We start from the raw sequence: 20,597 nt of genomic DNA, 5'->3' as shown, positions 1-20,597 counted from the left end.
CTCTCCGTCGTGATATAAAGAGTTCTTTATATCGTTATCTCTTCTCGATCAAGCGAATGGTGGTCCTCCGCGCGGATCAATGCGCGGTCTTGACCATATCCACCTGGGTTTCGGTAATCTCGTCGTGCAGGATGTGGTCGAGCCGGTCGGCAACCATCTGGTCGTCGCGACGGATTTCGCGCTTCCAGGGCTGGCGGCCCTTGAGCACGCCCGATTCATCGACGATCTCGGCGACATATTCCTCCTGGCGGTAGGCCATCACATGGACGCCTGAGATCCCAGGGATTTCCTTCACCTCGTTGATGATGTCGATGCAGAGCTGCTTGCCTTCCTTCTTCTGGTCCTGCGCGCCTTCCAGCCGCTTGATGACGGCATCCGGGATGTGGATGCCCGGCACGTTGGAGCGGATCCACTTGGCGGTCTTGGCCGAGGCGAGCGGGCCTACGCCGCACAGGACGAACACTTTTTCGGTGTGGCCGAGATCGCGCGCCTTCTGCATGAAGGTCTTGAACATCGGCACGTCGAAGCAATACTGCGTCTGCACGAACTGCGCGCCGGCGGCGATCTTCTTGCCGAGATGGATCGGGCGGAAGTCGAAGGGCGGCGCGAACGGGTTGACGGCAGCGCCGAGGAAGACCTGCGGCGGCGTCGTCAGCTTGCGGCCAGACAGGAACTTGCCGTTGTCGCGCATGATGCGGATTGTTTCGAGCAGCGACATGGAATCGAGGTCGAACACCGGCTTGGCGCCGGGCTGGTCGCCAGCCTGCACGCCGTCGCCGGTCAGGCACAGCATGTTGGCGACACCCATGGCAGCACCGCCCAGCACGTCGCCCTGGATGGCGATGCGGTTCTTGTCGCGGCAGGCGATCTGCATGATCGGGGCATAGCCCATGCGGGTCAAAAGCGCGCAGATGCCGACCGAGGACATGTGGCAGTTGGCGCCGGAGGCATCGACGGCGTTGATGGCGTCGACCCAGCCGTCGAAGATCTTGGCCCTGTTGTAGACGTCCTCGGGATCGGCGCTGTCGGGAGGATTGAGCTCGGTCGTCACGGCGAATTCACCGCGCCGCAACACGCGCTCGAGGCGGCCGCGGGACGAATGGCCGGGCAGGGGGTCGAGCGGCAGGTGAATGCCGGCCGGGTTCTCGTCGCGCTGACGGGCACTCATGTGGCGGCTCCGGTCTTTGGCGCGGCCGCGGTCTCACGGGCGGCGGCCGCCTGCGCGGTGACCCGCAGCCAGGCGGAGGTCTCGCGCAACGACTGGTCGACCGGCTTCTGCACGGCCAGGATCTTGTCGGAGTTGACCATGTTCTGCGAGCCTTCCCAGGCCTTGACCCAGACGCAGGGCATATCGGGTTCGACCTCGCAATTGCCGTTGGCGCGCACGCCGCCGCAGGGGCCGTTGCGCAGTTGCTTGGGGCAATTCATCGGGCATGACATGCCGGTCGAAGACAGGATGCACTGGCCGCACATGCGGCAGTCGAACATGAAACCCTTGACGCGCTTCTCGACGAATTTGATCGGAGCCTCGACGCGACCGTAGCCGATGCCTTTCCACAGAGGGTGGAGGAGCAGAAACATGTCGGCGAAACGGGAATAGAACCATTCGAGCAGGCGCGAATGCCGGATCGACCATAGTCTCACCGCGAAGGAGCGCTGCACGCGTCGCTGCGGCGACACGTCGGCCGGCTTGTAGTCGGATTTCGGCGCTGCCTTCTTGACCAGGGTGGCCTGGGTAACCGTCGGCCCATCGTTTTTGACAGGAGTGGTCTCAGACATTTTCTTTGCCGCCCGCTTTGACCAGAGCGACCAATCTCTCTCGGTCATATTTCGTATCGAGGTCCTGGAAAGCCTTTTCGACCTCGGTTTCGAGATCGTCGCCGACAGGAACCGGATCGGCCTTGCGCCATTCGGCCAGATAGTCGTCGGTGCCGCCGGCGCCGGTGCGCATGGCGCACATGTCGATGGCTTCGGTGAAGCGCAGCGGCAGCTCGCGCTTGGCATTCTGCCGGCCCTTCTTGACGATGACCTGGGCAGGGATGTCGCGCCAGTAGACGACGATAAGATCGGCCATGAATTCTCGCTCCTCGATCTCAGAGCATTGCCGGATGCGCAATGGAGCCGCTTGTTATGGGACGACGCGCGCGCATTCAAAAGCGACGCATTGCAATGTCGTAAAATGAAAGGCGTGTTAATTCGTTCGCGGGGCGCACCGGCGGAGCGTCGGCGTGCCGAAAAGCCGTCTAGCCCTGTGCGGCTCCGGGCTGATGAGACCCTACCAGATTCCGGTTCTGAGGCCGGTCCAGAGGTAGAACCAGATCGTCGGATGATACCATAGTTTGGAAGGCAGGCCGGGATCGAAAGTCGTGAGTTTTCCGGCCAGGGCATCGCTGACCGCCTCGATGCAGATATCGCGCGAGAACGCCGTTTGGCGCAGCGCGTGGCTTGAGATGGTGTCGCCTTTTTCCGGTCTGCCGCGCACCTGCTTCAGCACGCCGCCAGTGTCGACGCCGGCGGCGACGAGGTGGACGGTTGTGCCGAAATTCTGCGCATCACCTGATGCCAGGGCCCAATAGCCGCCATTCATGCCGCGATATTTCGGCGTGATGCCCGCATGGTAATTGAGCACCGGGCAGGGCATTTTGCGCAGCATCTCAGCCGAGATCAGTCGGCAACCGTTGAGCAGCACGACACCTGGCTGGATCTTCTGTATCGCCTGCAGGCACTCAGGCCCATTGGCCGAGGCCACCTGGATGATCTCCTGGCCTGGTCGCGGCTCAACCTCCAGTCTCTCCTCGGCAATCAATCGCGCGCTATGGCCGGCCCGCAGCCGCTTGCCCAACCTACTCAGCACCATCGTGCCAAGCTGGCCCATGGCCGAGACCCAGCCCTGGCGGCGAGCCCGACCACGCAGCAATTGCTTTTTGGATTCAGGGGTTTCGAGGATGACGCTGACAGGACCAACGCGATCGGCAATTGCGTTGATCATGGCCCAGACATGCTGGCCGCCGCCGGTCACGACGACGATCGACGCGCTGGCTCCAACCGGTGAAGACATGGCCCGCTTTCCTGCCTTGCACGCGGCCGGCTGCCGCATGCTGGCCGGATTTGTGCCGGAATGGGGTTAAATCTTGATGACCACGCTCAGCGCTTGAACTCGATGATGTCGAGTTTCGATTCGTAGTAGGGCGCGGGAAGTTCGACGCGCCATTCGCTGGCACCGGTGCGGAAAGCATAGCCGACCTGGTCGGTCTGCGGACCGCTGCCATAAGGTTTTGCCCGATCATTGTTGACGGAGCCGGAGCCGAGATAGATGGCGCGCTTCTCGCCATCGTCGAAAAAGCGGCCCTGGGTTCGCTGCGAGCCGCTGATCTTTTCAAGCCGCCAGCCGGAACCATCGTCGGTCACCTTGCACTTGAACCAGCCATAGATGACGAGCGGGCTCAAACCGCCTGCCTTGATGGTGCGGCACTTCCAGTTGCCGGTCAGGTCCTTGTCGGAGAACGACACCAGCGGCTTGGCCAGCAAGGCATCGAGTTGTTTGACCTCGGCCGGGCCGCCCGCTTTCGCCTCGGCGAGCGCCGCCTTGCGCGTCTCGCCATATTCGTCGAGGCGGACCTTGTCGGCAGGCGTGATCAGCTTCTGCACCTGGCCGTCGGCAAGAGCGGGCAGGGTGCAGCAGAGCAGGCCGATGGCGGCAAAAAGGGGACGAACGATCATCTGGAACTCCCTGAGTCTCTAAAATGCAGCCGACAAAAATGGCAGTTAATGTCTGGAGCGGCGCCGTTGCCGGTCGATGGCTGATTTTATCGGGTCGCCCGCGCCTGTCATCCGTGCTTAACAGCGTCGCCGTCAGAAATCATGGTGTGACGCATGCGAATCTTGCTCACGGGATCGTCGGGTTGGCTGGGCAGCGTGCTGGCGCCGCGCCTGCGCGCGCTTGGCCATGAGGTGATTGGCCTCGACCCTGTTCCTTCGGTGGAAACGCAGATGATCGGCTCGATCGCCAACCGCAATCTGGTCATGCGGGCGGTCGGGGACAACCGAATCGAAGCCATCATTCACAGCGGCGCGCTGCACAAGCCCAATATTGAGAGCCGCGCCAACAGCGATTTCGTCGCCACCAACGTGCAAGGCACGCTTAACCTTCTCGACGCCGCGGTGGCGAGCGGCGTGCAGCGCTTCGTCTTCACCTCGACCACCTCGCTGATGATCTCGCAGGCGATACGCGACGGGTTCAAGGGCGGTGCGCGCAAGGCCGCCTGGCTGACCGAGGCGATGTCGCCCGAGCCGCGCAACATCTATGGCGTGACCAAGCTTTCGGCCGAACATCTCTGCCGCCTCTATCATCTGCAGCATGGCCTGCCGGTGGTCGTGCTGCGCACGGCCCGGTTCTTTCCCGAAGCCGACGACATGGCGCATGCGATCGAACAGTCTGACGCCAACACCAAGGCGAATGAATTGCTGTTCCGGCGGCTGACGGTGGAGGATGCGGCGGAAGCTCATGTCGCTGCGCTGGAGAAGGCGCCACAGCTCGGCTTCGACATCTTTATCGTCTGTGCGCCGACGCCGTTCCGGCCTGATGATTGCGCCGAACTGATCGCCGATGCGCCGTCGGTGGCCGCGCGCTATTTCCCGGATTTTCCGGCGCTGTACGCGCAAAAAGGCTGGACGATGTTTTCCTCCATCGACCGCGTCTATGATGCCTCGCGGTTGCGGGAGAGGCTCGGCTTTGTCTGTAAGACGAGTTTTGCCGATGTGCTGGCGGCGCTGAGGGCGGAGGAGGCCGCCTAGCGCATTGCGCTCAGGCGACCTTCGCCGCCTGCGCCAAGTCCGCCGTCAGGTCGCCATAGCCGGTCGCGCGCCGCTCATAGGCAAGGCCGAGCAGGGCGGCGGCCTTTTCCGCGACCTTGTCGAGTTCCGGGTCGTCGGTCTGGGCCAGATAGACCAGCTTTTCGTAATTGCCGAAATAGTCCTTGATCAGCTCCGGGTGCTTGTCGAGGCCGAGCGGCTTCATGAAGAAGGCATCGAACTGGCGGCACAGGAAGTCCGTCATGTAGAAGGACATCATGTCGTCGTCGGCGATCTTCGCGTAGGCTTCCATGCCTTGATAGAAGGCGAAGCAGTGTGGGCCGGCCATGCGCTCGACGCCATGCTTCTCGATGACGCGGTCGAGCAGGCCACCGGTGCCGCAATCGGCATAGCCGACGAAGATGTGCTCGTACCCCTCCGTCTTGGCCTTCTCGATCGCCTTGTCCATGGCGGGTGCGATGCGGTCGGGATAAAAATGAAACTCTGCCGGCAGGCAGGTCAGTTCCAGGTGATCCAGCCCGAGCTGTTCCTTGACGGCCAATACCTCACGCGCAATCATCCCACAGGCGATGACAAGCAACCTGTCTGTTTGATTCGGTTTCGTTTTTTGCGTCTTGACCAAGTCGATCAGGCTTTCGCTGCGGGGCTAATTTATCTGTCGAGGGAGACACCATCCATGAAACTGCTACGCATCGCGCCGATAGCCATCCTTGCCTGCGCACTTGCACTCACCGCCTGCGCCAACACCATTCGGGGTGTCGGCAAGGATGTCAAATCGACCGCAAGGGCAGTCAAAGACACTGTCGCCAACTGATCGGCAGCCTCTCCCACCATCTGGGAACAGAAAAGCCGCGCTGCAAGGCGCGGCTTTTCTTATCGGTCATCCTGATGCCTTGGGTCAGGCCGAAGCGCGGACATTGTGCTTGCGCTTCATGAAGTCCTTGGCGGTCTCGACCGCCACCGCGGCATCGCGGCAATAGGCGTCGGCGCCGACGGCCTTGCCGAATTCCTCATTGAGCGGCGCGCCGCCGACCAGCACGACATAGTCGTCGCGAATGCCCTTTTCCTTCATCGTGTCGATGACGACCTTCATGTAGGGCATGGTCGTGGTCAAAAGCGCCGACATGCCGATGATGTCGGGCTGATGCTGCTCAATCGCATCGAGATATTTCTCGACCGCATTGTTGATGCCGAGGTCGATGACGTCGAAGCCGGCACCTTCCATCATCATGCCGACGAGGTTCTTGCCGATGTCGTGGATGTCGCCCTTGACGGTGCCGATCACCATCTTGCCCTGTTTCGGCGCGCCGGTGGCGGCGAGCAGCGGACGCAGGATGAACATGCCGGCCTTCATGGCGTTGGCGGACAGCAGCACCTCGGGAACGAACAGGATGCCGTCGCGAAAATCCTCGCCGACGATGCGCATGCCTTCGACCAGCGCCTCGGTGAGCACCTTGTAGGGCGCCCAGCCGCGCTCCAGCAGGATGCGCGTGCCTTCCTCGATCTCTTCCTTCAACCCGTCATAAAGGTCGTCGTGCATCTGCTGCACCAACTCGTCGTCGGAAAGTTCAGAAAGGATGATCTCGTCGTCGGACATTTTTATCCAGCTCCTCACGGCATCGCGACTGTGTCGCAAGGCACAAAATATTAGCGTTCATACCTAACCCGCAACGGGCGGCTATCCATAGCTGATTTGCGACTTCCCGCAAAAGGAAAGCGACTGGAAAATCTATTGGTTTTCTTGTCGATTTTGCGACAGGCGTTGGCGCGGACGGGCCGTTTCGAATAGGGTGCATGGCTACGATCCGGCGAAAGCCGCGCCATGCGGCCAGAACGGCTACGGACCGGCCATCGTCAGGCCAGGCCATATTCAGGGAAGAGCGATCATGAGTGAACACGCGGCAGTCGACCAGGAAGCGTCAAACGCGCGGCGTGGGCGCGGCGCGAGCGGCGGAGCGGCGGCAAGGCGCGCCGCGCGTTCCGGCGGCGGACCCGGCACCCAACTCACCTACATCAAGCGCAAGATCAACATCTATGAGGTCCTTGACGAGGAAGGCCTCGCGCTGATCGAGAAGAACACCGATACGGTGCTCGAAGAGATCGGCATCATCTTTCGCGATGACGCCGAAGCGTTGCAGCTGTGGAAAGAGGCCGGCGCCGACGTCAAGGGCGAGCGCGTGCACTTCCCGAAGGGGCTTTGCCGTTCGCTGCTGAAGACCGCGCCGTCCGTCTATACCCAGCATGCCCGCAATTCCGAGCGCTCGGTGCAGATCGGTGGCAATGCTACTGTCTTTGCGCCGGTCTATGGCCCGCCCTTCGTGCGCGACCTTGACGGTGTCAGGCGCTATGCGACGATCGAGGATTTCCAGAATTTCGTGAAGCTCGCCTATATGGCGCCGTCGATCCACCATTCCGGCGGCACGGTGTGCGAGCCGGTCGACGTGCCGGTCAACAAGCGCCACCTCGACATGATCTATTCGCACATAAAATACTCGGACAAGCCGTTCATGGGCTCGGTGACCGCGCCGGAACGCGCCGAGGACACCGTTGCCATGGCCAAGCTCGTGTTCGGCGACGATTTCGTCGAGAACAACACGGTGCTGACCAGCCTGATCAACGCCAACTCGCCGATGGTGTTCGACGAAACCATGCTGGGCGCGCTGAAGGTTTATTCGCGCCATAACCAGGCCTGCATCGTTACGCCGTTCATCCTTGCCGGCGCGATGAGCCCGGTGACGGTCGCCGGCACGTTGACGCAGGTTCTGGCCGAAGTGCTGGCCGGCGCATCGTTCACGCAGCTCATCCGGCCGGGCGCGCCGGTGCTGTTCGGCACTTTCGCCTCGTCGATCTCGATGCAGTCGGGAGCGCCGACCTTCGGTACGCCGGAGCCGTCGCTGGTGTCCTATGGCGCCGCACAGCTCGCCCGCCGCCTCGGCCTGCCGTTCCGCACCGGCGGTTCGCTGTGCGCGTCCAAGGTTCCGGATGCGCAGGCGGCCTATGAAAGCGCCAACACGCTGAACTCGACGATCCTTGCCGGCACCAACTTCGTCCTCCACTCGGCCGGCTGGCTCGAGGGCGGGCTGGCGTCCTGCTATGAAAAATTCATGATGGACATCGATCAGCTCGGCATGCAGCAGAAATTCTCCGAAGGCGTCGACCTGTCGGAGAACGGCCAGGCGATGGACGCCATCCGCCAGGTTGGCCCGGGCAGCCACTATCTCGGCTGCGACCACACCCAGGCCAATTTCCAGACGGCCTTCTATCGCTCCAGCATCGCCGACAACAATTCCTACGAACAGTGGCTGGCCGAAGGCGAGAAAACCGCGCCGCAGCGCGCCAATGAACTCGCCCGCCGCTGGCTGGAGAGCTACGAGGCGCCGCATCTCGATCCAAGCATCGACGAAGCCCTGAAGGAGTTCATCGCCAAGAAGAAGGGGTCGATGCCCGACGCCTTCACTTGAAAGGAGCCCGAGTCAGGCGGGGCTAAAGTCGCCAACATCATCCACAAGGAAGTCTGGCGGAGCGCCTTCTCCGATCCGGACAACAAGGGATGATTGCCCGCGGCATGGTCGAAGAGATCACCGCCGCGCTCGGCGTCAACGGCCTCATCCTGCGTGGCGGCTTCTTTTTCCCCGGTGATGAGGATGCCCCTCATAGCGCCTCGGGCGCGCCGGCGAAATCCGTGCTGCTGGTGGGGCAGGCGGGTGCGGCACCCTGGCCGCATTTCCTGCGCTGGCGGGAGCAGCAGCCGTCGACAATCGCCGATCCGCTCGACAGCTGGTCGCGGCAGGTCATCGGCGATGTGGCGGAGGCATTCGGCGCGCGCGCCGTTTCTCCCTCCGACAAGCCCTATCTGCCGTTCCAGCAATGGGCTGTCCGGGCCGAGGGGCTAAAACCGTCGCCGCTCGGCATTCTGATGCATCCGCAATACGGGCTTTGGCATGCCTATCGCGGCGCTTTGCTGTTCGAGGACGAGATCGCGCTTCCGGGGCAGGGCGCGGCAGCGCATCTCTGCGATGCCTGTGTTGAGAAACCTTGCCTGAAATCCTGTCCGGTCGATGCCTATTCCACGAAAGGCTTCGCCTATCAGGCCTGCCTGGCGCATGTGCGGGGAGGGAATGGCGAACCGTGCCGGAGCGGCGGCTGCCTCGACCGCAATGCCTGTCCCTATGGCACGGAATATCGCTATCCGTCTGATATCCAGGCCTTCCACATGGCGGCATTCGCCGGCCTGTGATCGTCCCGCGATCCTGCACGAAATGTTGACGGGTACTTTCAAGGAATGCCTTGCCGTGGCAGGCCGCGTGGATATGTATCGCGCATCCGACAAATGGAGCGCGCAATGGCGAAGCAGGATCTCAGGATCAAGACCCGTGACGGCGTGGCGAAAGCGGGCCTGTTCCGTTCGGCCAAGACGCCCTCCGCCAAGTCCGGCGTCATTCTCTACCAGGACGCCTTCGGTCCGCGTCCGGCGCTCGACGGCATGGCCGAGCGGCTGGCAGGCGAGGGTTACGCGGTGCTGGTGCCGGACCTCTTCCATCGCAACGCGCCCTATGGTCCGTTCGACGCCAAGACCGCCTTCACCGAGGAAAGCACCAAGGCAGCGCTGATGGCGCTGGTCACCGGCACGACGCAGCAGATGACCATCAGTGACGGCGAAGCCTTTCTCGATGCGCTCGCCGAGGAAGGCGTCACCGGTCCGATCGGCACCGTGGGTTATTGCATGGGCGGCGCGCGGGCGCTCAATGCGGCCGCGGCTTACCCGGACAGGATCAGGGCCGCCGCGAGTTTCCATGGCGGCAATCTCGCCAGCGATGCCGCCGACAGCCCGCACCGCAAAGCGGCATCCATCAAGGCGCGTGTCTATGTCGGCATGGCGGGGATCGACAGGAGTTTCCCGCCGGAGCAGTCGACACGGCTGGAGGAGGCGCTGCGCAATGCCGAAGTCGACCACGCCATCGAGAACTATGTCGGCATGGCGCATGGCTGGTGCGTGCCGGACCACAGCGTCTACAACCAGGCCGGCGCCGAACGGCATTGGCAGAGGCTGATCACGCTGTTTGCGGAGACGCTGGGATAGGGGGGGCTGCCTGCTTGGGATAAGCTCCAATTTCGGGCACTCCAGCACGAACCTTCGAGAGTTGGCGCCGCTCCTCATCCGCCCTGCCGGGCACCTTCTCCCGTGAACGGGGTGAAGGAGGAGGGCGCTTGCCAAAAAAATCTTTCCATCATCCCAAGGATTAGCCATTAGCCTTCGTCCAACAGGCAAATGATGGCGATGATGCTGGATGAGAGCGAAGCCTCCGACGCTGAACTGATCGGGCGGGCGAAGGGCGGAGACAGGGGGGCCTTCGGCACATTGCTGGAGCGCCACTACGACTTCGTCTATCGCGCCGCCTATCGCTGGTGCGGCAAGAAGGCCGATGCCGAAGACATCGCCCAGGAAGTCTGCGTCCGGCTCGGCAAGGCGATCCGCGACTATCGCGGTGGAGGTGCCTTCACGACATGGCTCTATTCCGTGACGATGAACGCGGCGCGCGATATGATGCGCAAGACCACCCGCGAGACCGTGAAGACCGAGGCCTATGGCGTCCATGCGCTGATTTCGGGCGAGGCCCCGGCCGAGAGCGAGGATCCGGCCGAGGCGCTGTGGGCCGCCGTGCGGCAGCTTCCGGACAAGCAGCGCGACGCCGTGCTGCTGGTCTATGGCGAGGGCTTGAGCCATGCGGCCGCTGCCGAGGCGATGGCGATCTCGGAGACGACGGTTTCCTGGCACATCCATGAAGCGAAGAAACGGCTGAAGACGCTGATGCGCTCGGCCGGGGAAGTGTGACCATGGTCGACGACAACGAACTCAACAGACTGCGCGATATCGCGGCACCGGCGCCGGGTGAGAGCGCGAAGGCGCGCGCCTTCGAAGCCGCCTTGCGCGCCTATGATGAGGAAATTATTTCTGCCGTCACCCAAGGATCGGTCGGCGGCCTTCGTCTCACAGAGCGAGCACAAAAGCTCTGGAGCGAGATCATGCAAAAGAAACTCATCGCCACGCCGGCCCTTGCCGGGCTCGTCGCCCTGCCGATCGCAGGATACGCCACTTTCCATCTGCTGAGGGAACAGCCGGCCAAATTCGGCGGCGACGAAAAGATCACCGAAACGCTGGCCGACAAGCCGGCGACGCTGAAGCCGGCCGAGCCGAAGCAGGCGAAGCCGGAGATCAACCAGCCGCTTGCAGCCACCGAGCCGGCCAAGGACAAGAAGGCCGACGCGGATGTCGAAAGCCGCGACGCCAGCGATGCGCTCGTCGCGCCGGCTTCGCCGCCTAAATCCGAATCGACCGTTGCCGGCGGCACAGCGCAGCAGCAGAAAGCGCTCGGACGAGGCGTGCTGAGCGAAATTGCACCGCCAGCGCCGGCGCCAACCGGCGAATTCGCGCTCGAGGGCAGTGCCTCGCGAGCTGCTCCCGAGTCCAAGCTGATGGCCCCGCAGCAGCCTGCCATGGCGCCGGCGGATCAGATCGCGCCGCAAGAGGAAAACCGCAATCGCGTCCAGGATTTCAAGACCAATCCGGTGCATGCGGCACTGGAAGACCCGGTCTCGACCTTCTCGATCGATGTCGACACCGCCTCCTATTCCTTCGTGCGCCGTTCGCTGAAGGAAGGGGCCGTGCCGCAGGCCGACACCGTCCGTGTCGAGGAGATGATCAACTACTTCCCCTATGACTGGAAGGGGCCGGACTCGGCGTCGACGCCGTTCAATTCGACCGTCAGCGTCATGCCGACGCCGTGGAATGGTCACACCAAGCTGATGCATGTCGCCATCAAGGGCTTCGACATCAATCCGACCGAGCAGCCGAAGGCCAATCTGGTCTTCCTGATCGACGTCTCGGGCTCGATGGACGAGCCGGACAAGCTGCCGCTGCTCAAGTCGGCATTCCGGCTGCTGGTCAGCAAGCTCAGGGCCGACGACACGATCTCGATCGTCACCTATGCCGGTGAGGCCGGCACCGTGCTGATGCCGACCAGGGCTGCCGAGAAGGACAAGATCCTGAACGCCATCGACAATCTCACGCCCGGCGGTTCGACGGCCGGCGAGGCCGGCATCAAGGAAGCCTACAAGCTTGCCCAGCAATCCTTCGTCAAGGACGGCGTCAACCGGGTGATGCTGGCCACCGATGGCGACTTCAATGTTGGACAGAGCGACGACGATGATCTCAAGCGCCTGATCGAGCAGGAGCGCAAGAGCGGTGTCTTCCTGTCGGTGTTCGGCTTCGGCCACGACAATCTGAACGACCAGATGATGCAGACGATCGCCCAGAACGGCAACGGCACCGCCGCCTATATCGACACGCTGGCCGAGGCGGAGAAGGTGCTGGTCGAGGATGCCTCCTCGACGCTGTTCCCGATCGCCAAGGACGTGAAGATCCAGGTCGAGTTCAACCCCAACAAGGTCTCGGAATACCGCCTGATCGGCTACGAGACCCGGGCGCTCAACCGCGAGGACTTCAACAATGACCGCGTCGATGCCGGCGATATCGGCTCGGGCCATTCGGTCACCGCGATCTATGAGATCACCCCGAAGGGCAGTGGTGGCGAGCAGATCGATCCGCTGCGTTATGGCCAGGCCACGGTCAACAATGGCGGCGTCGCCAATGCGGATGAATATGCCTTCGTCAAGATCCGCTACAAGCTGCCCAACGAGGACGTCTCGAAGCTGATCACCACGCCGGTGACATCGGCCAACGAGATGGCGTCCTTCGACCAGGCCAGCACCGACCAGCGTTTCTCCGTCGCGGTCGCCGCCTTCGGCCAGAAGCTGCGCGACGAGGATGCGACCGCGAAGTTCGGCTACGACAAGATCATGGAGATTGCCACTGCCGCCCGAGGAGCCGACCCGTTTGGGTACAGGTCCGAGTTCCTCTCGCTTGTGCGCCTTGCCTCGGCGCTGGGCGGTAACCGGTAGTGGCGATGACGGCCGGTTTCCTTCAGGTGGGATCGTTCTGACAGGGGAAACCGGCCCACGGGCGGGTGAGGCAGGCCGGCGAGGGGTTCATTCCCTTGCCGGCCTTTTTTCGGATTTTCCGAGGTCGTTAAATTGCGCGTTATTTCCGGTAGAGGATCGCAACCCGGGTCCATTATTCAGGACTGGCCTTCGGGCTTGAGGGAGCCGCAATTGCAGATCACCACCATCGCCAACTCGTTGCCGCCGGCGCGAGAGATTCCAGCACAAACATCGACGGCTTCGCCCGGACCATCAGCCGAATCCAAACGCATCAGCGACGATGTCGCGCAGGCCCGTCACACCGCCATGTCGGCGCTGACCAATGACCGCTTCCGCGCGATGCTGGAACAGATCACCGATCCGGCTTCGTCCGGCGCGCTGATGACGATGCGCGGCGACAATGCCGTCGATTTCAAGTCGGCGCAGTCGAGCTACGCCGACAACAGCGAATAATCGAAATCCTCAGGCCCGGCTGCGGCGACGCTCGCGGCGCGCTTCGCTGGTCTCGGCGGTGTTTTGCGTTGCCACCTTGTTGCGCATCGGACCGATGCGCTCGACGATCGTCTCGACCGTCGGGCGGCTGGCCTTGGTGTGGCCATCGAGCGCCTTGCGCATGGCGGCGAGGTGCTGGAACGACGTGCCGCAGCAACCGCCGACAATCTTGGCGCCGGCATCGACGGCGAGGCGAACATAGTCGGCCATCAGTTCCGGCGTGCCGGAGTAATGGATCTCGGTGCCGCGGAATTCCGGAATGCCGCAATTGCCCTTGACGATCACCGTCGCCCGCGGCTTCGCCTCAGTCATGTCGAGCAGCGAGGCCAGGATGTCCGAGGCGCCGACGCCGCAATTGGCGCCAACGCCGAGCGGTGCTTCCGACAGCCCGTCGGCGACGCCATGGATGTCTTTCGGCAGCAGGCCCATCATGGTGCGGCCGGCGGTGTCGAAGGAGCCGGTATAGGTGTAGGGGAGGCCGACACGGATGGCGGCTTCGGCGGCGGCGCGGATCTCGTCGGGTGCCGACATGGTCTCGATCCAGGCGACTTCGGCGCCGCCTTCCTTGAGACCCTCGATCTGCTCGGCGAAGGCGTCGACCGCCTCGTCATAGGTCATGGCGCCAAGCGGCACCAGCAATTCGCCGGTCGGGCCGACGGAGCCGGCAACGATCACCTTGCGGCCGGCCTTGTCGGCGACGGCGCGGGCAATCTCGGCGGCGCGCTTGTTGAGTGCATGCACGCGGTCCTGCGCATGGTGGAGTTTCAGCCGATGGCGGGTGCCGCCGAAGGAGTTGGTCAGGATGATGTCTGCGCCGGCATCGACGAAATTCTGGTGCAGGCTGGTGATGGTGCCGGGCGCCGTCTCGTTCAGCAGTTCGGGTGCCTCGCCGGCCTCCAGACCCATCGCGAACAGGTTGGTGCCGGTGGCGCCATCGGCCAGCAGCACGCCCTTTTCAGCCAGCAGGGCATCGATCGGATTGGTGGTGGTCATCGGATTGGCTTTCGTGTTTCAAATTCGAATAAGGATATAAAGAAGTCTTTATGTCTAGTCAATGATTTGTGGCGACCTTCGGCAATGCCAATGGCGTGGCCTTCGACCGTGTCGGGGTCCAGTATTCGAATGACCATGATTGCCGTCGATCAGACAGAGCCTGACGGGAACGACATGCCGGCCAGATTGCGGGCGAAGCTTGCTGCCTCGTGCGGATTGACGTCGGCGGCACGGATCAGATTGTCGAAATGCTGGGTCAGTGCCTGGACCGGCTGGGTGGCGTTCAGCACGACATACATGTCGCCGACATAGATGGCGGCGCGATAGGGGCCGAAGATGGTGAGCGGGATCGAATAGCGCATGCGGCCGTCATAGAGAAACAGGCGGAAGGTCGGATAGAGATCGTCGAGCAGCGTCGCCATATGGGCGAGCTGCTGCCGGCGGTCGGCCTCGGGAAAGCGATCCCACACACCGAGGCCGCGCGCGAAAATCTCCAGCGTGTGGCGCGGCATGCAGACTTCCATGTCGGTTTCCGGGCGGCGGTTGTATTCGATGCGGTACTGCGTCTCGCTGGCCTGCGCCAGCCGGCTCCTGTTGGTGATGTTGGCTTCGTAGTCGACCAGCGCGCGGGTTCGCAGCAGATCGGGAATGCCCGCGGGCACGTAGCGGATCTTGGTGCCCGCTGCCTCGGCGAACCATTTGGCGAGCAGCGTGCGGTCGAAACCATCGGGCGCTTCCTCGATCTCCAGGCTTTCGCGGATTTCGCCGGTGACGCCTTCGTCCTGGCTGAGGCCCAGCAGCCAGTCCAGCGACACCTTGAATTCGGCGGCGATGTTGAGCAGCGTTTCGGCACGCGGCAGGCGCGTCGAGGCACCTGACATCAGCTGCGACAGTGCCGACCGGTCGATGCCGACCGCTGACGCGAAGGCCGACTGGTTGAGGTCCGAGCGTGTCAGGAGCAGCTTCAGACGCTCCCGGAAAATTGCTGACAGATCGCGTTTGTCCATCGTCCGCTTCTCCGAGTCTTGAGGAAAAATTTGCGTCAAGGCAGCCTGGTGAGGCGTCTCAGGCGTAAATGAATCCATAAGGTTGTTTACAACGTGTAACATGTGCGGTCAAAAATGCGCAATCGCAACATTTTGTATACTTTGTCGCGTTGAGTGGAATCGTTTCTCCTGACACTATGCTGTCAGGAACCAGTTGGGGTTCCGACGACTGAGGGGCAGTGGTCGATAGCATGACAGGCAAGAGCATCAAGCGACGCAACGCACCGGCCATCGAGTGGCCGACAGTGGTTCTCGCTTTCTTCTGCTACGGAACATGGCTTGCCACCGGTTTCCTGCTCTGGCCGTCCTATCCCATCCTCGCGCTCGCTCTCCTTGGCTTCATCCTGGCACTGCAGTCGTCGATCATGCACGAAGTGCTGCATGGCCATCCGACGCGCAGCGCGTTGATCAACGAGGCCTTCGTCTTCCTGCCGATCGGCCTGGTCTGGCCGTTCCGCCGCTTCAAGACATTGCATTTGCGCCACCATGCCGACGAGCGGCTGACCGATCCGCTCGACGATCCGGAAAGCTATTACCAGGCGCTGTGGCAGCATGACGATTTGCCGCCGACGATGAAGTTCCTGCTCAAGATCAACAACACCATGGTCGGCCGTTTCTTCCTTGGCCCCTGGCTGTCCTGCATCGGCTTCTTCATCGACGATTTCAAGCAGATGATGGCCGGCGACAAGGCGATCCGCAAGGCTTGGCTGCTGCATGCGATCGGCCTCGCCATCGTGGCGCCGATCGTGCAGTTTGGCTTCGGCATTCCGCTGTGGCTCTACATTCTGGCGCCGGTCTGGCTTGGCCAGTCGCTGATCGCGATCCGCACCTTTGCCGAGCATCAGTGGTCCGAGCATCCGGAAGGCCGCACGGTGATCATCGAGCGCTCGCCGCTGTCGTTCCTGTTCCTCAACAACAATCTGCACTTCGTCCATCACAAGACGCCTACGGTGGCCTGGTACAAGCTGCCGAAACTGTTTCGCGAGCGTCGCGACGAATGGCTGCGGATGAACAACGGCTATGCCTATCCGAATTATTTCGCGCTGATCAAAGCCTATGCCTTCAAGGCGAAAGAGCCGATCGTGCATCCGGTGCTGCGGCGTGCGCCCGAGCACGGCCGGGCGTTCAAGCCGCGTATCCGGGCGCGCAACATCAATGGCCTCGGCACCGCGCCGGTGCCCGCCGAGCCGCCCAAGGAATAATCCGGGGCATCCCTCGGGTTCTGTGTCGGCCAATTCTGATTGGACGCCGCGTTTTTGCGATCCTTTCTACAGACATGATGATTTGATATCGGCATGAGTGAATCGATTGCGGCCCTGCCGATGTACGATTGGCCCGAAGTGCGCGGCGAGGTCGATGCGCAGTGGGCGCTGCTGCGCGATGCCTTCCGGCAAAAGGGCATCGACGCACCGCAAACCATCGCGCGTCGCAATGGCGATCTGCCGCCGGTGCCGGGCGGCATCCACGATGCCCAGGGGGTCCTGATCGCGCCGGATCCAGCGACATCGCCACCGGATGAACTCGATTATCATAGGCTCTGGGTGCATCCGGCGCTGCTGTTCGCCCAGACCTGCTGGGGGCCGATGGAACTCGGGCTGTCGAGCCATGTGCAAGTGATCGGCCAGCCAAGCTATGACGCCTATGAAGGCGGGCAGGGCGAGCTTTATTCGAGCGCGCTGGTGATGCGGACCGGCGAGGGGCCGGAGGCGCGATCGCCTGCGGATGGCAAGGCCGTGCTGCCGCTCGACCTGCTCCGCGGCAAACGCTTCACCTTCAACAGCCTGGATTCGATGTCGGGCACTCTCGGCCTGACGCGCGATCTGCAGGCGGCCGGCGAAAGCCTCGATATCTTTTCCTCGCGCAGCGAAAGCGGCGGTCATCGCGCTTCGATCGTCACTGTTGCCGAGGGCAGGGCAGATGTCGCCGCGATCGACTGCGAGAGCTGGGCGCTGGCGCAGCGTTTCGAACCGGCGGCACGCAAGGTTGTGATCGTCGGCTGGACCGCACGGCGCAAGGGCCTGCCCTTCATCACTGCCAGGACGACGCCGGAAAAGACCGTCCGGGCAATGCGTGAAGCCTTGGCTGGGTTAGCCGAGCAGCCTCACATCCAGCGGGTAGGTTGAAAGCTGCTCGTTGCCGGTCTCGGTGATCAGGATCTGCTCCTCGATCTTGACGCCTTCGCGCCCGCCAAGCCTGCCGATATAGCTTTCGACGCACAGCACCATGCCCGGTTCGAGCATGCCGTCCGGCGTGTCCGGCGTCCAGTCGCTGGCATGTGGCAGCGTCGGGTATTCGTCGGCCAGGCCGACGCCGTGATAGAGCACGCCGTAACGGGTCGGGAAGCAGTCTCCAGGCGGCACGGCCGAGTGTTCGACAAGGTCACGAAACGAGATGCCCGGCCGCATCAATTCGGTATTGTGGGTGATCTGGTCAGCGGCGATGCGGAACAGGTCGCGCTGTTCGTTGGTCGGCTTTGTATCGCCGCACAGCCAGGTGCGCGACAGGTCGGCGCAGAAGCCGTAGGGGCCGATCAGGTCGGTGTCGAAGGCGACGAGGTCGCCGGCCTCGATGATGCGCGACGAGCACTCCTGGAACCACGGATTGGTGCGCGGGCCGGACGCCAGCAGCCGCGTCTCGATCCATTCGCCGCCGCGCGCAATGTTGCCGCGGTGCAGTTCGGCCCACAACTCGTTCTCGGAAATGCCGGGCTGCAGAGCCTGTTTCATTTCGCCCATCGCCGCCTCGCAGGCAACGATGGCGCGGCGCATGGCGAGGATTTCGTCCGGTGATTTGATCAGCCGGGCATTCTCCATCACCGCTTCGCCATTGCCGATCGAGATGCCGAGACGGGCGAGTTCCTCGACGCCTTCCGGATTGATGTGATCGACCGCGATGCGGCTGTTGCCGCCGCCATGTTCCCTGACCAGATCGGCAATGCCGGCGGCCCAGCGGCGGACTTTCTGCTCTGTCAGTTCGCCGCCATAGAGATACATCCACGACACGGCCGGACGCACCTCGTCGACGACGCCGGAATGGTCGGACAGGTGCTCGCAGGAGAAATAGTCGAACAGCACCACCGGACCCTCGGTGGCGACGAAACAATGCCGAGTCGGGTTGTGCGCCACCCACAGCTGCATATTGGTGCTGTCGGTGGCGTAGCGGATGTTGACGGGATCGTAGAGAAGGGCGCCGGCATAGTCGCGGCGCTTCAGCTCGGCGCGGATGCGCTCCAGCCGGTATTGGCGCATCGCCGGCAGGTCGGGCGCGGCAATCCCTGCCGCTGCCCATTCAGCTTCCGCCTGCGCGCCATAGCCCAGCATATGCTGGTTGAGAGACGCCGCCTTCTGGCGGGAGGCTTCGCGCAGCGCCTCGATCGAGCCGGGCTCGAACGGCATGATCTTGCGATGGCGGCCGAAGCCGCCCTTTGGCGCCGCGCTGTCCATCGTCGAACCTCAGGTCCGCATCTTCTCGCCGCTCGGGTCGAAAGGCGCTTCGACATTGATTCGCGCCGGGCGGCGGTGTCCGAGGATCTCGATCTCGAAAAGGCCGGCACTTTCGTCCTCGGCCAGTGCCGCCGGAACGTAGCCCTGCGCCATCGACTTCTGGACGTAGTGGGCATAGCCGCCCGACGTGATCCAGCCGACCACGCGCCAGCCGCCATCGACGATGCCGCGCACGGCGGAAGCGCCTTCGGCGGCGTTGGAGCCGCGCACTTCCTTGCCCTTGTCATCGAAGCGCGGCGCGCCATAGCCATGCGGCTTTTCCACCGTGCCGTAGTCCTTGCTGACCTTGGCCCAGATCGGCTCGTCGCCCATCACATCGGCGTCCGCCGCATCGACGATGAAGGAGACGCGACGCAGTTTCGGGCCTTCCGCCTGTTCCTTGGCAGCGGCTTCGCGGCCGATGAAGTCGTTCTTCTCCAGCTTGATGAAGCGATCCATCGACCCTTCGAACGGACCGTAGATCGGCCGCAACTCGCGGAACCAGGTCGGGAAGTTCTTTTCCAGGCGCATCGACAGCAAAGCGCGCATGCCGAAATCGACCAGGCCGAACTCCTCGCCGGCGTCCTTGATCGCCTTGTACACCAGCCGCTGATAGGCCGGCGCCATCCAGATCTCGTAGCCGAGATCGCCGGTATAGGTGATGCGGTTGACCATGCAGGGAGCGCCGCCGACCGCCATCTCGCGGAAGTCCATGAAGCGGAAGGCTTTCGTCGAGATGTCGACGTCGACCAGCTTCTGCAAGAGGTCACGGGATTTCGGCCCTGCGATCGACAGGCCGACAAGCGTCTGGTCGAAACGGTGGATGCGCACCGAACCGTCCTTCGGCAGGTGCTTCTCGAACCAGCGCATGTGGTATTTCTGCGCGGCCGACGAACCCCAGATCATGAAGCGGTCCTCGCCGGCCTTGGCGATGGTGAAGTCGCCGATCAGCTTGCCGAATTCGTTGATCATCGGGGTGAGCACGATGCGGCCGGTCTTCGGCATGCGGTTGGTCATCAGCCGGTTGAGGAACTCTTCCGCGCCCGGTCCCGACACTTCGTATTTGGCGAAGTTGGCGATTTCGGTGACGCCGACGCGCTCACGCGTGGCGCGCACTTCCTCGCCGATGGGCCCAAAATCGTTGGAGCGATGGAAGGAGACGATGTCCTTCGGTTCCTTGCCCTTCGGCGCGAACCAGAGCGGGGTTTCAAGACCCCAGGAGTCGCCCATAACGGCGTTGTTGGCGAGCATCGTGTCGTAGAGCGGCGTCGTCTGGGCCGGCCGCGCGGCCGGCAGCTCCTCGTTGGGGAAACGGATGGAGAAGCGGCGCGAATAGTTTTCGCGCACCTTGGCGTTGGTGTAGCGCAGGCCTGCCCATTCGCCGAAGCGGGCGACATCCATGCCCCAGACGTCGAAGCCCGGATCGCCATGGACCATCCAGTTCGACAGGGCGAGACCGACGCCGCCGCCCTGGCTGAAACCGGCCATGACGGCGCAGGCGCACCAGAAATTGGTCAGGCCTTGCACCGGACCGACCAGCGGGTTGCCGTCGAGCGCGAAGGTGAAGGGGCCGTTGATGATCTGCTTGATGCCGGCCTTCTCGATGCCGGGGAAATGCTTGAAGCCGATCTCCAGCGACGGTGCGATGCGGTCGAGATCGGGCGGCAGCAATTCGTGGCCGAAATCCCACGGCGTGTTGACCGGGGACCACGGCTTGCAGGCCTTTTCATAGGTGCCGAGCAGGATTCCGTTGCGCTCCTGGCGTGTGTAGATC

The 20,597-nt window shown here is 63.0% G+C and carries 21 protein-coding genes; 10 read left to right on the top strand and 11 right to left on the bottom strand.

The genetic code is table 11. From position 1 onward, the window contains the following. Positions 1-76: 76 nt before the first annotated feature. From FJV80_RS04970 to FJV80_RS04950, 5 genes are all read right to left on the bottom strand, one after another. Positions 77-1,168, bottom strand: coding sequence for a methylenetetrahydrofolate reductase (locus FJV80_RS04970; protein ID WP_095772949.1), 1,092 nt, complete (start codon positions 1,166-1,168; stop codon positions 77-79). Next, entirely contained in the window at positions 1,165-1,779 is a 615-nt protein-coding gene (locus FJV80_RS04965; protein ID WP_095772948.1) for a methylenetetrahydrofolate reductase C-terminal domain-containing protein, read from the bottom strand. The genes FJV80_RS04970 and FJV80_RS04965 overlap by 4 nt, the downstream gene beginning before the upstream one ends. Next, positions 1,772-2,074, bottom strand: a complete 303-nt coding sequence (locus FJV80_RS04960; RefSeq protein WP_095772947.1) for a virulence factor — start codon at positions 2,072-2,074, stop codon at positions 1,772-1,774. The genes FJV80_RS04965 and FJV80_RS04960 overlap by 8 nt, the downstream gene beginning before the upstream one ends. Before the next feature lie 201 nt (positions 2,075-2,275). Further along, positions 2,276-3,058, bottom strand: a complete 783-nt coding sequence (locus FJV80_RS04955; protein ID WP_142875707.1) for a formyl transferase — start codon at positions 3,056-3,058, stop codon at positions 2,276-2,278. An 86-nt stretch (positions 3,059-3,144) separates the two neighbouring features. Next, positions 3,145-3,720 (bottom strand): DUF4893 domain-containing protein, encoded by a 576-nt coding sequence (locus FJV80_RS04950; RefSeq protein WP_142875706.1) that lies wholly within the window; start codon positions 3,718-3,720, stop codon positions 3,145-3,147. Positions 3,721-3,873: 153 nt separating this feature from the next. On the opposite strand from FJV80_RS04950, the gene FJV80_RS04945 reads away from it, so the two are divergent. Further along, positions 3,874-4,794: an NAD(P)-dependent oxidoreductase gene (locus FJV80_RS04945; protein WP_142875705.1), complete on the top strand. Its 921-nt coding sequence runs from the start codon at positions 3,874-3,876 to the stop codon at positions 4,792-4,794. Positions 4,795-4,804: 10 nt separating this feature from the next. Here FJV80_RS04945 and FJV80_RS04940 read toward each other — a convergent pair whose 3' ends face one another. Then, the gene (locus FJV80_RS04940) at positions 4,805-5,434 is read right to left on the bottom strand and encodes a DUF1638 domain-containing protein (RefSeq protein WP_142875704.1); all 630 of its coding nucleotides are present in this window, start codon (positions 5,432-5,434) and stop codon (positions 4,805-4,807) included. A 54-nt stretch (positions 5,435-5,488) separates the two neighbouring features. Here FJV80_RS04940 and FJV80_RS04935 point away from each other — a divergent pair, with 54 nt between their 5' ends. Further along, positions 5,489-5,626: an entericidin A/B family lipoprotein gene (locus FJV80_RS04935; RefSeq protein WP_019858698.1), complete on the top strand. Its 138-nt coding sequence runs from the start codon at positions 5,489-5,491 to the stop codon at positions 5,624-5,626. An 84-nt stretch (positions 5,627-5,710) separates the two neighbouring features. Here FJV80_RS04935 and FJV80_RS04930 read toward each other — a convergent pair whose 3' ends face one another. Then, a complete protein-coding gene (locus FJV80_RS04930) occupies positions 5,711-6,409 on the bottom strand; it encodes a B12-binding domain-containing protein (RefSeq protein ID WP_032930649.1) in 699 nt (232 codons plus the stop codon). Positions 6,410-6,698: 289 nt separating this feature from the next. Here FJV80_RS04930 and FJV80_RS04925 point away from each other — a divergent pair, with 289 nt between their 5' ends. The 6 genes from FJV80_RS04925 (at position 6,699) to FJV80_RS34440 (ending at position 13,263) form a co-directional block, all read left to right on the top strand. Then, complete coding sequence (locus tag FJV80_RS04925; protein ID WP_142875703.1) at positions 6,699-8,273, top strand: trimethylamine methyltransferase family protein; 1,575 nt, start codon at positions 6,699-6,701, stop codon at positions 8,271-8,273. 89 nt (positions 8,274-8,362) lie between these two features. Then, the gene (locus FJV80_RS04920; protein ID WP_095772943.1) at positions 8,363-9,049 is read left to right on the top strand and encodes a hypothetical protein; all 687 of its coding nucleotides are present in this window, start codon (positions 8,363-8,365) and stop codon (positions 9,047-9,049) included. 105 nt (positions 9,050-9,154) lie between these two features. Continuing rightward, complete coding sequence (locus FJV80_RS04915; protein ID WP_095773111.1) at positions 9,155-9,892, top strand: dienelactone hydrolase family protein; 738 nt, start codon at positions 9,155-9,157, stop codon at positions 9,890-9,892. A 192-nt stretch (positions 9,893-10,084) separates the two neighbouring features. Further along, complete coding sequence (locus FJV80_RS04910; RefSeq protein ID WP_095773110.1) at positions 10,085-10,645, top strand: RNA polymerase sigma factor; 561 nt, start codon at positions 10,085-10,087, stop codon at positions 10,643-10,645. Between the two features lie 2 nt (positions 10,646-10,647). Then, on the top strand, positions 10,648-12,771 hold the full coding sequence (locus tag FJV80_RS04905) for a VWA domain-containing protein (RefSeq protein ID WP_142875702.1): 2,124 nt from the start codon (positions 10,648-10,650) through the stop codon (positions 12,769-12,771). A 210-nt stretch (positions 12,772-12,981) separates the two neighbouring features. After that, the gene (locus FJV80_RS34440; protein ID WP_095787438.1) at positions 12,982-13,263 is read left to right on the top strand and encodes a hypothetical protein; all 282 of its coding nucleotides are present in this window, start codon (positions 12,982-12,984) and stop codon (positions 13,261-13,263) included. Between the two features lie 9 nt (positions 13,264-13,272). On the opposite strand, the gene bmt is transcribed toward FJV80_RS34440, so the two are convergent. Together bmt and FJV80_RS04890 are read right to left on the bottom strand one after the other, a co-directional pair. Beyond that, positions 13,273-14,295 carry a betaine--homocysteine S-methyltransferase gene (gene bmt / locus FJV80_RS04895; RefSeq protein WP_095772940.1) on the bottom strand — a complete coding sequence of 341 codons (1,023 nt, stop codon included), beginning with the start codon at positions 14,293-14,295 and terminating at the stop codon, positions 13,273-13,275. A gap of 149 nt (positions 14,296-14,444) precedes the next feature. Beyond that, complete coding sequence (locus tag FJV80_RS04890) at positions 14,445-15,302, bottom strand: helix-turn-helix transcriptional regulator (RefSeq protein ID WP_095772939.1); 858 nt, start codon at positions 15,300-15,302, stop codon at positions 14,445-14,447. 230 nt (positions 15,303-15,532) lie between these two features. Here FJV80_RS04890 and FJV80_RS04885 point away from each other — a divergent pair, with 230 nt between their 5' ends. After that, on the top strand, positions 15,533-16,543 hold the full coding sequence (locus FJV80_RS04885; protein ID WP_179296431.1) for a fatty acid desaturase: 1,011 nt from the start codon (positions 15,533-15,535) through the stop codon (positions 16,541-16,543). 93 nt (positions 16,544-16,636) lie between these two features. Next, positions 16,637-17,464, top strand: coding sequence for a PhnD/SsuA/transferrin family substrate-binding protein (locus tag FJV80_RS04880; RefSeq protein WP_142875701.1), 828 nt, complete (start codon positions 16,637-16,639; stop codon positions 17,462-17,464). On the opposite strand, the gene FJV80_RS04875 is transcribed toward FJV80_RS04880, so the two are convergent. Together FJV80_RS04875 and FJV80_RS04870 are read right to left on the bottom strand one after the other, a co-directional pair. Further along, a complete protein-coding gene (locus FJV80_RS04875) occupies positions 17,429-18,784 on the bottom strand; it encodes a Xaa-Pro peptidase family protein (protein ID WP_142875700.1) in 1,356 nt (451 codons plus the stop codon). The genes FJV80_RS04880 and FJV80_RS04875 overlap by 36 nt on opposite strands. Positions 18,785-18,793: 9 nt before the next feature. Then, on the bottom strand, positions 18,794-20,597 hold a 1,804-nt coding region (locus FJV80_RS04870), incomplete at its 5' end, for an FAD-dependent oxidoreductase (RefSeq protein ID WP_142875699.1).

The sequence above is a fragment of the Mesorhizobium sp. WSM4310 genome, from assembly GCF_007003935.1.
GTDB lineage: Bacteria > Pseudomonadota > Alphaproteobacteria > Rhizobiales > Rhizobiaceae > Mesorhizobium.
This window is presented reverse-complemented; position numbering and strand designations above follow the sequence as displayed.